15 protein-coding genes and 1 other RNA gene are annotated in these 13113 nt (G+C 53.3%); 8 read left to right on the top strand and 8 right to left on the bottom strand.

Annotated elements, in window-relative coordinates; all coding sequences use genetic code 11:
- Window positions 1-83: 83 nt before the first annotated feature.
- The 3 genes from SPG90_RS12355 to smpB all read right to left on the bottom strand — a co-directional run bounded on the left by SPG90_RS12355 (window position 84) and on the right by smpB (window position 2464).
- Window positions 84-1325, bottom strand: a complete 1242-nt coding sequence (locus SPG90_RS12355; protein WP_322408166.1) for an integrase — start codon at window positions 1323-1325, stop codon at window positions 84-86.
- Window positions 1326-1528: 203 nt separating this feature from the next.
- Window positions 1529-1892, bottom strand: a transfer-messenger RNA (tmRNA) gene (ssrA, locus tag SPG90_RS12350).
- Between the two features lie 89 nt (window positions 1893-1981).
- Window positions 1982-2464: an SsrA-binding protein SmpB gene (gene smpB, locus SPG90_RS12345; protein ID WP_008502505.1), complete on the bottom strand. Its 483-nt coding sequence runs from the start codon at window positions 2462-2464 to the stop codon at window positions 1982-1984.
- A gap of 156 nt (window positions 2465-2620) precedes the next feature.
- On the opposite strand from smpB, the gene SPG90_RS12340 reads away from it, so the two are divergent.
- Window positions 2621-3058: a type II toxin-antitoxin system RatA family toxin gene (locus SPG90_RS12340; RefSeq protein WP_197671921.1), complete on the top strand. Its 438-nt coding sequence runs from the start codon at window positions 2621-2623 to the stop codon at window positions 3056-3058.
- The gene (locus SPG90_RS12335; RefSeq protein ID WP_023308884.1) at window positions 3048-3335 is read left to right on the top strand and encodes an RnfH family protein; all 288 of its coding nucleotides are present in this window, start codon (window positions 3048-3050) and stop codon (window positions 3333-3335) included. Before SPG90_RS12340 ends, SPG90_RS12335 begins: the two co-directional genes overlap by 11 nt.
- 95 nt (window positions 3336-3430) lie before the next feature.
- Here the strand turns inward: SPG90_RS12335 and bamE are convergent, their stop codons facing one another.
- From bamE to nadK, 3 genes are all read right to left on the bottom strand, one after another.
- Window positions 3431-3769 (bottom strand): outer membrane protein assembly factor BamE, encoded by a 339-nt coding sequence (gene bamE / locus SPG90_RS12330; protein ID WP_008502502.1) that lies wholly within the window; start codon window positions 3767-3769, stop codon window positions 3431-3433.
- 138 nt (window positions 3770-3907) lie between these two features.
- Window positions 3908-5569 carry a DNA repair protein RecN gene (gene recN / locus SPG90_RS12325; RefSeq protein ID WP_126302998.1) on the bottom strand — a complete coding sequence of 554 codons (1662 nt, stop codon included), beginning with the start codon at window positions 5567-5569 and terminating at the stop codon, window positions 3908-3910.
- An 85-nt stretch (window positions 5570-5654) separates the two neighbouring features.
- Window positions 5655-6533, bottom strand: a complete 879-nt coding sequence (gene nadK, locus SPG90_RS12320; RefSeq protein WP_008502500.1) for an NAD(+) kinase — start codon at window positions 6531-6533, stop codon at window positions 5655-5657.
- Between the two features lie 122 nt (window positions 6534-6655).
- On the opposite strand from nadK, the gene grpE reads away from it, so the two are divergent.
- Complete coding sequence (gene grpE, locus SPG90_RS12315) at window positions 6656-7249, top strand: nucleotide exchange factor GrpE (RefSeq protein ID WP_023308880.1); 594 nt, start codon at window positions 6656-6658, stop codon at window positions 7247-7249.
- A gap of 52 nt (window positions 7250-7301) precedes the next feature.
- On the opposite strand, the gene SPG90_RS12310 is transcribed toward grpE, so the two are convergent.
- Together SPG90_RS12310 and SPG90_RS12305 are read right to left on the bottom strand one after the other, a co-directional pair.
- Window positions 7302-8588 carry an HlyC/CorC family transporter gene (locus SPG90_RS12310; protein WP_025759264.1) on the bottom strand — a complete coding sequence of 429 codons (1287 nt, stop codon included), beginning with the start codon at window positions 8586-8588 and terminating at the stop codon, window positions 7302-7304.
- Window positions 8589-8607: 19 nt separating this feature from the next.
- Window positions 8608-9399: a cytochrome C assembly family protein gene (locus SPG90_RS12305; RefSeq protein ID WP_032623031.1), complete on the bottom strand. Its 792-nt coding sequence runs from the start codon at window positions 9397-9399 to the stop codon at window positions 8608-8610.
- A 166-nt stretch (window positions 9400-9565) separates the two neighbouring features.
- Here SPG90_RS12305 and ffh point away from each other — a divergent pair, with 166 nt between their 5' ends.
- From ffh to rplS, 5 genes are all read left to right on the top strand, one after another.
- Window positions 9566-10927, top strand: a complete 1362-nt coding sequence (gene ffh, locus SPG90_RS12300; protein WP_014884878.1) for a signal recognition particle protein — start codon at window positions 9566-9568, stop codon at window positions 10925-10927.
- A gap of 116 nt (window positions 10928-11043) precedes the next feature.
- A complete protein-coding gene (rpsP, locus tag SPG90_RS12295) occupies window positions 11044-11292 on the top strand; it encodes a 30S ribosomal protein S16 (protein ID WP_003863133.1) in 249 nt (82 codons plus the stop codon).
- Between the two features lie 15 nt (window positions 11293-11307).
- Window positions 11308-11847, top strand: coding sequence for a ribosome maturation factor RimM (gene rimM, locus SPG90_RS12290; protein WP_029741020.1), 540 nt, complete (start codon window positions 11308-11310; stop codon window positions 11845-11847).
- Window positions 11848-11878: 31 nt separating this feature from the next.
- Window positions 11879-12646, top strand: a complete 768-nt coding sequence (gene trmD / locus SPG90_RS12285) for a tRNA (guanosine(37)-N1)-methyltransferase TrmD (protein WP_014832949.1) — start codon at window positions 11879-11881, stop codon at window positions 12644-12646.
- Window positions 12647-12689: 43 nt separating this feature from the next.
- A complete protein-coding gene (gene rplS / locus SPG90_RS12280) occupies window positions 12690-13037 on the top strand; it encodes a 50S ribosomal protein L19 (RefSeq protein ID WP_002914145.1) in 348 nt (115 codons plus the stop codon).
- The last annotated feature ends 76 nt before the right edge of the window (window positions 13038-13113 follow it).

Raw genomic sequence — 13113 nt, 5'->3', positions numbered from 1 at the left:
ATTTCTAAAACTATTAACTTCCGCTTGAAATATAAAGTCTCATTCGGCCCACTACTAAAGTGGGAACCGTCATTAATTATCCGTTAACCCGCTAAACGCATTCCTCTCATACCTCCCTCAATCATACTTCGGCGATCAGCAGCCATAACAAAATCAGCCCACCATTGCATCATCGGTCGCCGTTGCTCAAGGTAATCACTGCGGTTATAAGCGCGACGTACCTCATTTTTGTCTACATGAGCCAGTGCTGCTTCAATGACATCAGAAGGAAATCCTTCCTCATTGAGTGCCGTACTAGCGATAGAACGTAAACCGTGTGATACCAGAACGCCTCCTAAGCCAGCACGCTTAAGGGCTGCATTCACTGTCTGGCTGTTCATCGGCTGGGTAGGCTTAATGCGACTGGGAAAAATAAATTCTCGGCCACCACTGAGTGACTTCATCATTTCCAGAATAGAGAGAGCCTCCTCGGATAGTGGAACTGTATGGTCCCGGTTCATCTTCATTCGAGCTGCAGGAATTTTCCATTCGCTAGCATTGAAATCGATCTCATCCCATCGAGCCTCAGCAGCTTCGGCAGGGCGGGTTATGGTGAGAAGCTGCCACATGAACAAGCACCGCGTTGACACACTGATACTTGCTGTACGCATTGTTTGCATTAACTGTGGAAGCTGATCCGGACGGATACTCAGCATGTTTTTCTTTTGCGGTTTCTCGAACGCTTTTCCGATATTTACACTGGGAACTGCATCAATCAGGCCTGTGTTCTGCGCATAAATCATGACTTCGTTAATACGCTGACAAAGGCGTCGGACTGTCTCTAATGCGCCTCTGGCCTGAACCGGCTGCACTGCTTTAACCAAAGTATGAGCCTTAATCTCAGTGACACTGATATCACCGATTGCTGGAAAAATATCTCTCTCAAGTGAGCGCCAGATATCGTCGGCATAGTCTTCTGTTACGCTGGCTTTCTTCACATTCCACCAACGCTGGGCAACTAGCAAGAAAGTGTTGGTTTTAGCCTCTTGAGAATTTCTTACCTGTTCTTTCTGATGTTCCTGAGGATCAATGTCTTTCGCCAACAAAACTCGAGATTCAGCTCTGAGTTTACGCGCATCAGAAAGGGATATAGCAGGGTAGGCACCGAAGCTCTGTTTGGTTCGCTGTTTTGTCAGCGGTCGATAGTAACGGAACTGCCAGAGCTTACTACCACTGGGCTTGATTAATAGAGTAAGCCCGTCACCATCATACAGCTGGTAATCGGCATCTTTAGGTTTGGCGGCTTTGATTTCCGTATCGGTTAACGGTTTGGTTTTTCTTGCCATGGTGAGTCTCCATGCGTTTAGGCCCAACGAAAACAATAGAGCTTTTCGTTGGGCCTATCAATGGGCCTAAAAGGTTCGGATTTAATTAGTTGGCATCAGACTTCGCGGGACAAATTGCAGGCACAAAAAAGCCCGCAGGGCTTGCGCCATGCGGGCTCTTAGGACTTCATCGGATGACTCTGGTAATCACCGATGGAGAATTTTGGTGGAGCTGGCGGGAGTTGAACCCGCGTCCGAAATTTCTACATCCTCGGTACTACATGCTTAGTTTGTCTTTACATTCGCACGCCAGCTGCGGACAGACACGCCACTAACGAACTAGCCTGATTAGTTTTAACGCTTCAACCCCAGGCAGGGCTTCCACGCGATCTCTTTTGGGTTTGACCTCTCTTTGATCCCCGTCTTAAGAGCGGAAGCTAGGGAGAGAGGGCTCAGAGCAGGTTATTAAGCTGCTAAAGCGTAGTTTTCGTCGTTTGCGACTATTTTTTTGCGGCTTTTAACGAGGCAAACCGCCCCTCGGCATGCACCTTGGGTTTCGCAAATCCCGTCGAATCCAGAATCAGCCCCAATAGTGTTGAACTAAGTATACCAGATTTCACTTCCTGGATACCAGCCCGGAACGCTAACTTATTGAATAGTACAATAAGTGTGCAGAATCAACGTCCTGCGTTTTTCATAATGCGCGCTTTATCAAGCTGCCACTCGCGCTCTTTCAGGTCAGTACGTTTGTCGTGCTGTTTTTTACCTTTCGCGACGCCAACTTTCACTTTGCACCATGCGTTTTTCCAGTACAGCGACAGGGCTACCACGGTGAAACCTTCACGGTTGATGCGTCCGTAGAGGGATTCCAGCTCACGCTTGTTCAGCAGCAGCTTGCGGGTGCGCGTTGGGTCACACACGTAGTGTGAGGAGGCGACGGTAAGCGGCGTAAAGTTCGCGCCGAACAGGAAGGCTTCGCCATCTTTCAGGATCACGTAGCTATCGCCGATGTTGGCTTTCCCGGCGCGCAGCGATTTTACTTCCCAGCCCTGCAACGCAAGGCCAGCTTCGAATTCTTCTTCAATGAAATACTCGTGGCGAGCACGCTTGTTGAGCGCAATGGTCGCCGAGCCTGGTTTATGTGCTTTTTTCTTCGTCATAAGTGTCGTAAAGCCGTCGGTAATCTGATTTCAAAAAGTCACCTCATTGCGTCCTGTGAGGTCTAACGCGCTATCTTAGCACGAGATGAGGCTTAGCGTTTTTTTAACAGGTGATAAATGTTATTATTTGTCCGTTGTGTGACCATGGGAAATGCTATGCCTCAGATTAGCCGTACTGCGCTCGTGCCTTACAGCGCGGAACAAATGTATCAGTTAGTGAACGATGTTCAGTCTTATCCAGAATTTATTCCGGGATGCACCGGGAGCCGCATTCTGGAGTCCGGCCCGACGCAGATGACCGCGGCGGTGGATGTCTCCAAAGCGGGGATCAGCAAGACGTTCACCACCCGCAATACGCTGACCAGCAATCAGAGTATTTTGATGCATCTGGTGGATGGTCCGTTTAAAACCCTGATGGGGGGCTGGAAGTTTACGCCGCTGAGTGCTGACGCCTGTCGCATCGAGTTCCAGCTGGACTTTGAATTTACCAATAAGCTGATTGAGCTGGCGTTTGGCCGCATCTTTAAAGAGCTGGCTTCGAATATGGTTCAGGCGTTCACCACCCGCGCCAAAGAGGTTTACAGTGTCGCATAAGATTGCTGTAGAAGTGGTCTACGCGCTGCCGGAGAAGCAGTATCTGCAGCGCGTGACGCTGGAAGAGGGGGCAACCGTTGAGGCGGCTATCCGCGCGTCCGGCATCCTCGAACTTCGCAGCGATATTGACCTGGCGAAAAATAAGGTCGGGATTTATAGCCGTCCGGTGAAGCTGGGTGATGTGCTGAAAGAGGGCGACCGAGTGGAGATTTATCGTCCGCTGATTGCCGACCCGAAAGAGCTGCGTCGTCAGCGTGCGGAGAAAGCGGGTAAGTAGCGTGTTTTCCCCTCACCCTGACCCTCTCCCCACAGGGGCGAGGGGATAAAAGAAAAACAAAAAGGTGCTCAATGAGCACCTTTTTGCATTTCTGATTACTTGGTCAGGGCAGGCTTGTTGTCGATGTTGGTCAACACACCGGCGCTGCTGAAGGTCAGCGTCAGGGTCTGCTGGGTCGCATCTTCGTGGCCCGGCTTCTGACGGAATACATAGAACCAGGTGTTAGTGCCGAACGGATCGGACATCATCGGGGTTCCCAGTGCATAAGCGACCTGCTGTTGTGTCATCCCCACACGGATTTTGGACACATCGTTAGGGGTAAGGTAGTTCCCCTGATTGATGTCAGGACGGTAAACCACTTTCTCCAGAGTGGAACAGCCTGCGGTCAACATCAGAAGAACCGCTGCGGCAGCGGTCAGCATTTTACAACGCATAGTGATTTGATTCCTTTTCGGGCCCGAGCAGAACGCGGCTCATATGTAATATGCCGATGATAATAGACCTTGCCCCACTTTGAAACCGGTCTGGCGGCGTTTTTGTTGTTCTGTATGACCCTGAGATCCCGAAAAAGTTTATGCCGCCAGCAGTTCTTTCGCGTTCGCGAGCGTATTACGGGTGACTTCGCTGCCGCCGAGCAGGCGAGCCAGCTCCTGCAGACGCGCACGTTTATCCAGCGGCTTCATATGCGTTTCGGTCATTTCACCGTCGGTTTCTTTGCTGACGATAAAGTGATGATGACCACAGCCCGCGACCTGCGGCAGGTGAGTCACACACATCACCTGCGTTGATTCGCCTAGCTGGCGCAGCAGTTTACCCACCACCGCCGCCGTTGGGCCGCTGATACCGACATCCACTTCATCGAAAATCAGCGCCGGGGTTTCCATTTTACGCGCGGTAATCACCTGAATCGCCAGTGCAATACGCGACAGTTCACCGCCGGATGCCACTTTGGAGATAGCCTGCAACGGCTGCCCCGGGTTGGTAGTGACGCGGAACTCGATGCGGTCCGCACCTTCTGCCGTCAGGTGGTTCTCTTCAAAGCGAACATCGATGGTGAAGATACCGTGCGGCATCGCCAGCGTGTGCATGCTGTCGGTGATGTGCTGGCTTAGCTCCTGAGCGTAATGCTGACGGATTTCATGCAGCTTTTGCGCTGTCGCCAGCGCCTGTTCATGGTGCAGGTTCACCGCGAGAGAGAGGGTCTCCTGCGAGTCAGCCTGATCGTCAAGCTGCTGCTGTTCTTCCAGCAGAGACTGATAGAATTCTGGCAGCTCTTCCGGCGTGACGTGGTGCTTGCGCGCCAGTGAAATTTGACGGGAAATGCGCTGCTCCAGCTCAAACAGACGGTTCGGATCGAGATCCAGACGTTCACAGTAGTGGCGCAGTTCGTCACTGGCTTCGGAGATCTGAATCGCCGCTTCTTCCAGCATATCCAGGACGCCTGAAAGCTTGCTGTCCATGCCGACCAGTTCGGTAATGAGCTGGCGGACGTTATACAGCTGCCCTTGTAGGTTCACGTCTTCACCATCCGCCAGCAGGTTGAGCGCATTCTGGCTGGTTGAGAGCAGGTGACCGCTGTTCGCCAGGCGCTTGTACTCTTCGTCGATTTGCTCAAACTCACCCGGCTGCGGGTTGAATTCGTTCAGCTCTTTAAGCTGGTACGCAAGCAGCTCCGCACGTGCGGCGCGCTCCTGGCTTTGCTGCTGGTGCTGGGCAAGTTCACGGCAGCTCTGATGCCACTGGCGATAGTGTTCCGCCATAAGCTGAGTAAGCGCGTACTCACCCGCGTAGCCATCGAGCAGCGCTTTCTGCTGTTCAGGTTTGACGAGTTGCTGATGCGCGTGCTGACCGTGGATCTGGATAAGCAGCTGGCCGAGTTCGCGAAGCTGGGAGAGCGGGACCGCCGTGCCGTTGATAAAGCCACGTGAACGACCGTCGCTGCTGATCACGCGGCGAAGTAAACACTCACGTCCATCTTCAAGCTGGTTTTGCTCCAGCCAGCGCTGGGCTGCAGGGGTGTCTTTCAGGGAGAAGCGGGCGCACAGATCGGCACGGTTTGCGCCCATGCGCACCATGTCGCCCTCTGCGCGGCCGCCAAGGCACAAGCCGAGGGCATCAATGGCAATGGATTTACCTGCACCGGTTTCCCCGGTGATCGCCGTCATGCCGCTGTGGAAATCGATCTCAAGCTCACGAACAATGGCAAAGTTGCTGATGGTCAGTTGTGCCAGCATAATTGTTTTCCTGTATGAAAAACCATAACTGTGTTTTCATACAGTATAAACTGGTTTTTTATACAGTAAAGTACTGGATGCAAAATCAGAACAATTTTTTTGACCAGCCAAGCTTCGAGCTTAATGTGTTGAAATAGCTGTAATCTTTCGGGTGAATCAGATTAAGGTGGTAATCACACCGACGAATGAGAACATCTTCACCTTCCTGGATCGGTAGCGCTATCTGGCTGTCGCAGCTGATCTCCAGGTCGTTACGGCGGTGCGAGAAGCGCAGACGTATCGTGCTGTCGCCGTTGATGACCAGCGGACGGGCGGAGAGCGTGTGCGGGAACATCGGCACCAGGGTAATGGCATCCAGCGAGGGCGTCAGGATCGGGCCACCGGCAGAAAGCGAGTAGGCGGTTGAGCCTGTCGGAGTGGAGATAATCAGCCCGTCGGAACGCTGGGAGAAAGCAAAGATTTCGTCGATATAAACTTCGAACTCGATCATGTGCGCCACTTTTCCGGGGTGAAGAACCACCTCGTTAATCGCGGTGCTGATGCGCTTCTGGCAGTCCTGCTGGCACACCTGCGCTTCCAGTAAAAAGCGTTTTTCGCTGATATAGTGCCCTTCCAGCACGTCAGCCAGCTGCTGCTGCGCATTGTCCGGGTCGAGATCGGTTAAAAAGCCGAGATTGCCACGGTTGATGCCGATGACCTTAATGTCATAACGCGCCAGCGTGCGGGCCGCGCCGAGCATGTTGCCGTCGCCGCCCACCACCACGGCGAGATCGGCCTGTTGGCCAATTTCCGCCAGCGTGCCGGTTTTGACGCTCTTCAGCTGCAGCTCCTGCGCAATCTGCTGCTCGACCATCACTTCATAGCCTTTGCTACACAACCAGCGATACAACATTTCATGTGTCGTTAGTGCGGTAGGGTGACGCGGATGCCCGACGATCCCAATACACCTGAAATGATTATTCATTTTCTGGAGGTCCTTGTGCCTGATGAATGATGACAATCTGTCTTGTTCCCTTGAATCCCGGAAACTGATCCCCATAATAAGCGAAGTTAGCGAGATGAATGCAGAAAAACGCGGAGAAATTCATGAGTAGTAAAGAACAGAAAACGCCTGAGGGGCAAGCCCCTGAAGAAATTATCACGGAACAGCATGATGAAGTTGAGGCTGTAGAGCCAGACGCATCTGCTGAGCAGGTGGACCCGCGCGATGAAAAAATTGCGAATCTGGAAGCCCAACTGGTAGAAGCGCAGAATCGCGAACGCGATGGTGTTCTGCGCATCAAGGCGGAAATGGAAAACCTGCGTCGCCGTACCGAGCAGGACGTTGAGAAGGCGCATAAATTTGCGCTGGAGAAATTCGTCAACGAACTGCTGCCGGTAATTGATAGCCTCGATCGCGCGCTGGAAGTGGCTGACAAAGCGAATCCGGACAACGCGGCGATGATCGAAGGTATCGAGCTGACGCTGAAATCCATGCTCGACGTGGTGCGTAAGTTTGGCGTGGAAGTGATTGCCGACACCGACGTACCGCTGGATCCAAACGTTCACCAGGCGATTGCGATGGTGGAGTCCGAAGAGGTGGAAGCCGGTAAGGTGCTGGGCGTGATGCAGAAAGGTTACACCCTGAACGGGCGTACCATTCGCGCGGCGATGGTGACCGTGGCGAAAGCGAAAGCATAATTCGCTATCCGTAGTGCCGGGTGGCGGCGTTCGCCTCACCCGGCCTACAGCCTTACTCCGCGATGCTTTCGCGCAGGGGTTTAACGGGCAGGACTTTCACCTGCTTAATCATATTGTCCTGCACGTCCAGGATATCAATATCGTACTGCTCAATGCGCACCCGCGTGCCCGCCGCCGGGATCTCTTCCAGCGCTTCCAGAATCATCCCGTTAATCGTGCGAGCCTCATCTTCCGGCAAATGCCAGTTAAAGGCTTTGTTGAGTTCACGAATGTTCGCGCTACCGTCAATCAGCACCGAGCCGTCGTTTTGCGGGGTGACCTCTTCCGCGAGGGAAGGCGACATTGACGTGGTAAAGTCTCCGACAATCTCTTCCAGAATATCTTCGACCGTCACCAGCCCCTGAATGTCGCCGTACTCATTGACTACCAGGCCGACCTTCTTCTTGTTGCGCTGGAATTTCACCAGCTGCGTGCTGAGCGGGGTTCCTTCCGGCACGTAGTAAATCTCGTCGGCGGCGCGCAGCATCACTTCTTTGGTGAACTCTTTTTTCTCGGTCATCAGACGGTAGGCTTCGCGCACGCGCAGCATGCTGATGGCGTCATCCAGCGAGTCGCGGTAAAGCACAATACGCCCGTGCGGGGAGTGCGTCAGCTGGCGGACGATGGCTTTCCAGTCGTCATTGATGTCGATACCGACGATTTCATTACGCGGCACCATGATGTCGTTCACGCTCACCTTTTCCAGATCCAGCACCGACAGGAGCATGTCCTGATTGCGCCGGGAGATCTGCGAGCGGGATTCATTCACGATGGTGCGCAGCTCCTCTTTGCTGAGCGCGCTGCTGATGGTGACATCGGCTTTGATTCCCACCATCCGCATCAGTACGCGCGTCACCATGTTCAGCAGCCAGACCAGGGGCATCATCAGGATCTGCAGCGGTGCCAGCAGGAAGCTGCTCGGGTAAGCGACTTTCTCCGGGTAAAGCGCGGCGATGGTTTTCGGCAGCACTTCGGCAAACACCAGCACCACGAACGTCAGCACGCCGGTGGCAATCGCCACCCCGGCGTTGCCGTACAGGCGCATCCCGACGATAGTGCCGAGGGCTGAGGCAAGAATGTTGACAAGGTTGTTGCCGATGAGCACCAGGCTTATCAGGCGATCCGGCTTGCGGAGCAGTTTTTCAACGCGGCGCGCGGCACGATTACCCTGTTTAGCACGATGACGTAACCGGTAGCGGTTTAGGGTCATCATGCCGGTTTCCGAGCCGGAGAAATAGGCGGAGATGACCACCATGACGATCAGGATAACGATCAGCGTGGTGGTAGAGATGTGTTCCAGGGGGAACTCCTTTTGTTACTTAGCCAGCAAATTGCTGTATGAAGCGGCTGCCAAAATAGGCAAGGGTGAGAATGCCCGCACCCGCGACGTTGAACCAGACCACGCGACGACCGCGCCAGCCTTCATGATAATGGCCCCATAACAGGACAATATAGACAAACCACGCGATGATAGAGAGCACCGCTTTATCGATATTCTCCACGCTGAACAGGTTCTTCATGTAAAACAGGCCCGTGCAGAGCGTGAGCGTCAGCAGCACCACACCCACCTGGGTGATGTGAAACATCTTTCGCTCAATGACCATCAGCGGCGGCATTTCATGGTTAAACGCCAGCTTTTTGTTTTTCAGCTGGTAGTCAATCCAGGCGAGCTGCATGGCGTAAAGCGCGGCGATAATCAGCGTCGCGTAGGCAAAGAGCGACAGGCCGATATGCACCAGCATCCCCGGCGTCGCCTCCAGATGCGTAATGAACTCATTAGGCATAAAGGTGGCGAGGGCCAGATTGATCAGCGCGAAGGTATAGACAATCGGCAGCAGCAGCCAGCCGCGATTTTTAGACGCGACGATGGTCATTACCGTACAGATCATCAGGCTGACCAGCGAGCCGACGTTGAGGACGCTCAGGTTTTGCACGCTGCCGTCGCCGGGGATAATGCGTGATTCCAGCGCAAAGGCGTGGCTAATCAGTGCGATCACCGCCGAAAGAATAGCCATGCGCCGCCAGCCGCTGTTTTTTTGCAGCAGTCCGGGAATAATCAGCGCGAGGCTGACAGAGTAGGCAACAAGGGCGATCAGTGCGAAAACAGGCATATAGGCATCGACAGTTGTCTTAATAAGAAAGAGAAGCAGTATAACGTTACGTGACGCCTGCTCCAACCGTTGCATAACAACAAAGGCGCCTTCATGTTATACTCCGGCAAAATTCTGTGTATGTGTCGCTCAATGCGGCCCAACGTTTCTACTCAGGCGAGAGACAATGTTTGATAATTTAACCGATCGTTTGTCGCGCACGCTGCGCAACATCAGCGGCCGCGGACGCCTTACTGAAGAGAACATCAAGGAAACGCTGCGTGAAGTGCGCATGGCGCTGCTGGAAGCAGACGTGGCGTTGCCGGTTGTTCGTGATTTTATCAACCGCGTAAAAGAGAAGGCGGTTGGTCATGAAGTTAACAAGAGCCTGACCCCGGGTCAGGAGTTCGTCAAAATCGTTCGTAATGAACTGGTTTCGGCGATGGGCGAAGAGAACCAGGTGCTTAACCTGGCGGCTCAGCCGCCGGCCGTGGTGCTGATGGCGGGCCTGCAGGGTGCAGGTAAAACGACCAGCGTCGGTAAGCTGGGTAAATTCCTGCGTGAAAAGCACAAGAAGAAAGTGCTGGTGGTCTCTGCGGACGTCTATCGCCCGGCGGCGATCAAACAGCTGGAAACCCTGGCTGAGCAGGTCGGCGTAGATTTCTTCCCGTCCGACGTGGCGCAGAAGCCTGTCGACATCGTTAACGCGGCGCTGAAAGAAGCGAAGCTGAAATTCTACGACGTGCTGCTGGTGGATACCGCCGGTCGTCTGCACGTTGACGAAGCGATGATGGACGAGATCAAGCAGGTGCATGCCTCTATCAACCCGGTAGAGACCCTGTTCGTTGTCGATGCCATGACCGGTCAGGATGCGGCGAATACCGCAAAAGCGTTTAACGAAGCGCTGCCGTTAACCGGCGTGGTGCTGACCAAAGTGGACGGTGACGCCCGCGGCGGTGCGGCGCTCTCCATTCGTCACATCACCGGTAAGCCGATTAAATTCCTCGGGGTGGGCGAGAAAACTGAAGCGCTCGAGCCGTTCCACCCGGATCGTATTGCCTCCCGTATCCTCGGCATGGGCGACGTGCTGTCGCTGATCGAAGATATCGAGAGCAAGGTTGACCGCGCGCAGGCCGAGAAGCTGGCCAGCAAGCTGAAAAAAGGTGACGGTTTCGATCTCACCGATTTCCTTGAGCAGCTGCGTCAGATGAAAAATATGGGCGGCATGGCCAGCCTGATGGGCAAACTGCCGGGCATGGGCCAGATCCCTGACAACGTGAAAGCGCAGATGGATGACAAGGTGCTGGTGCGTATGGAGGCGATCATCAACTCGATGACCCTCAAGGAGCGCGCTAACCCGGATATCATCAAAGGTTCCCGTAAACGCCGTATCGCAGCCGGTTGCGGCATGCAGGTGCAGGACGTTAACCGCCTTCTGAAACAGTTCGACGACATGCAGCGCATGATGAAGAAAATGAAGAAAGGCGGCATGGCGAAGATGATGCGCGGCATGAAAGGCATGATGCCCCCCGGTTTTCCAGGGCGTTAATCGCTTTTGAGATTGCTTTTTGCCCGAAAATGAGTAAAATTTTCGGGCTTTTAATATGACACCCGGGCTCCGTTCCTCGATGGGGCCCGGTTGTTTTATTCACACAAGAGGATGTTATGGTAACTATTCGTTTAGCTCGTCACGGCGCTAAAAAGCGTCCGTTCTACCAGGTTGTTGTGACTGACAGCCGTAATGCACGCAACGGTCGCTTCATCGAGCGCGTTGGTTTCTTCAACCCACTGGCCGCTGGCGCAGAAGAAGAAACTCGTCTGGATCTGGATCGTATCGCTCACTGGGTTGGCCAGGGCGCTACTGTTTCCGATCGCGTTGCTACGCTGATCAAAGCAGCAAACAAAGCAGCTTAATCTGTCACGGTGGTCATGATGAGCAATAAAGCACCTGTTGAACCGATCGTATTGGGAAAAATGGGTTCTTGCTACGGTATCCGTGGTTGGCTCAGAGTGTTTTCCTCCACTGAAGACGCTGATAGCATTTTTGATTACCAGCCCTGGTTTATCCAGAAAGGCGGTAAGTGGGAAGAGGTCGAGCTGGAAAGCTGGCGTCACCACAATCAGGACATCATCATCAAGCTGAAAGGCGTTGACGATCGTGATGCTGCGAATGCGCTGACTAATTGTGAAATTGTCGTGGATTCGTCGCAGTTGCCACAGCTGGAAGAGGGCGACTACTACTGGAAAGACCTTATGGGTTGCCAGGTAGTCACTACCGAAGGCTACAGCCTGGGGAAAGTCATCGATATGATGGAAACCGGGTCAAATGACGTTCTCGTCATTAAGGCAAACCTGAAAGATGCATTTGGCATCAAGGAGCGGTTGGTTCCGTTCCTCGATGGACAGGTTATCAAGAAAGTCGATCTCACTACTCAAACCATTGAAGTAGATTGGGATCCTGGTTTTTAAATTCTCCGGATAAACGGTAAAAGACGGCGCTATGTGGATTGGCATAATTAGCCTGTTTCCTGAAATGTTCCGCGCGATTACCGATTACGGGGTAACTGGCCGGGCAGTAAAGAATGGCCTGCTGAGCATCCAGAGCTGGAGTCCTCGTGACTTTACTCATGACCGGCACCGTACCGTGGACGATCGTCCTTACGGCGGCGGACCGGGGATGCTAATGATGGTGCAACCCTTACGGGACGCCATTCACACAGCAAAAGCCGCGGCAGGTGAAGGCGCAAAGGTGATTTATCTTTCACCTCAGGGACGCAAGCTTGATCAAGCGGGCGTGAGCGAACTGGCGACGAATCAAAAGCTGATTCTGGTCTGTGGGCGCTACGAAGGGATAGATGAGCGCGTAATTCAAACCGAGATTGACGAAGAATGGTCTATCGGGGATTACGTTCTCAGCGGTGGTGAGTTACCCGCAATGACGCTGATTGACTCCGTCGCCCGGTTCATTCCGGGGGTTCTGGGCCATGAAGCTTCGGCAACGGAAGATTCCTTTGCCGATGGGTTGCTGGACTGTCCACACTATACTCGTCCTGAAGTGTTAGAAGGGATGGAAGTACCGGCAGTGTTACTGTCTGGAAACCATGCCGAGATACGTCGCTGGCGTTTGAAGCAGTCGCTGGGCCGAACCTGGCTTAGAAGACCTGAACTTCTGGAAAACCTGGCTCTGACTGAAGAGCAAGCAAAGTTGCTGGCCGAGTTCAAAACAGAACACGCGCACCAGCAGCATGAACATGATGGGAATGCGTAATACGCTCCCGAATATCAGTTTACCCAGGATAAGAGATTAAATTATGAGCAACATTATTAAGCAACTTGAACAAGAGCAGATGAAGCAGGACGTACCTTCCTTCCGTCCAGGTGACACCGTGGAAGTGAAAGTATGGGTTGTTGAAGGTTCCAAAAAACGTCTGCAGGCATTCGAGGGCGTGGTTATCGCTATTCGTAACCGCGGTCTGCACTCTGCATTCACTGTTCGTAAAATTTCCAACGGCGAAGGCGTTGAGCGTGTCTTCCAGACTCACTCTCCGGTAGTTGACAGCATTGCTGTTAAACGTCGTGGTGCTGTACGTAAAGCTAAACTGTACTACCTGCGTGAGCGTACTGGTAAGTCTGCTCGTATTAAAGAGCGTCTGAACTAAGATTCGCTTAAGCGACATCCTGTTAGAAAGGGCTGGCCGAAAGGCTGGCCCTTTTTTTATCCCTGCGCATTTCTTA

Origin of the sequence: Enterobacter sp. D2, from assembly GCF_034427575.1 — a bacterium.
Classification (GTDB): Bacteria; Pseudomonadota; Gammaproteobacteria; order Enterobacterales; family Enterobacteriaceae; genus Enterobacter; species Enterobacter cloacae_M.
Note: the sequence above shows the minus strand (reverse complement) of the source record. Positions and strands in the feature narration are given on the sequence as shown.

Bases quoted from the DNA above. Each gene is read 5' to 3' on its own strand.
- grpE (WP_023308880.1), top strand. From the start codon at position 6,656: ATGAGTAGTAAAGAACAGAAAACGCCTGAGGGGCAAGCCCCTGAAGAA.
- trmD (WP_014832949.1), top strand. From the start codon at position 11,879: ATGTGGATTGGCATAATTAGCCTGTTTCCTGAAATGTTCCGCGCGATT.
- smpB (WP_008502505.1), bottom strand. From the start codon at position 2,464: ATGACGAAGAAAAAAGCACATAAACCAGGCTCGGCGACCATTGCGCTC.
- recN (WP_126302998.1), bottom strand. From the start codon at position 5,569: ATGCTGGCACAACTGACCATCAGCAACTTTGCCATTGTTCGTGAGCTT.
- SPG90_RS12355 (WP_322408166.1), bottom strand. From the start codon at position 1,325: ATGGCAAGAAAAACCAAACCGTTAACCGATACGGAAATCAAAGCCGCC.
- bamE (WP_008502502.1), bottom strand. From the start codon at position 3,769: ATGCGTTGTAAAATGCTGACCGCTGCCGCAGCGGTTCTTCTGATGTTG.
- nadK (WP_008502500.1), bottom strand. From the start codon at position 6,533: ATGAATAATCATTTCAGGTGTATTGGGATCGTCGGGCATCCGCGTCAC.
- ffh (WP_014884878.1), top strand. From the start codon at position 9,566: ATGTTTGATAATTTAACCGATCGTTTGTCGCGCACGCTGCGCAACATC.
- rimM (WP_029741020.1), top strand. From the start codon at position 11,308: ATGATGAGCAATAAAGCACCTGTTGAACCGATCGTATTGGGAAAAATG.
- SPG90_RS12340 (WP_197671921.1), top strand. From the start codon at position 2,621: ATGCCTCAGATTAGCCGTACTGCGCTCGTGCCTTACAGCGCGGAACAA.
- rpsP (WP_003863133.1), top strand. From the start codon at position 11,044: ATGGTAACTATTCGTTTAGCTCGTCACGGCGCTAAAAAGCGTCCGTTC.
- SPG90_RS12305 (WP_032623031.1), bottom strand. From the start codon at position 9,399: ATGCCTGTTTTCGCACTGATCGCCCTTGTTGCCTACTCTGTCAGCCTC.
- rplS (WP_002914145.1), top strand. From the start codon at position 12,690: ATGAGCAACATTATTAAGCAACTTGAACAAGAGCAGATGAAGCAGGAC.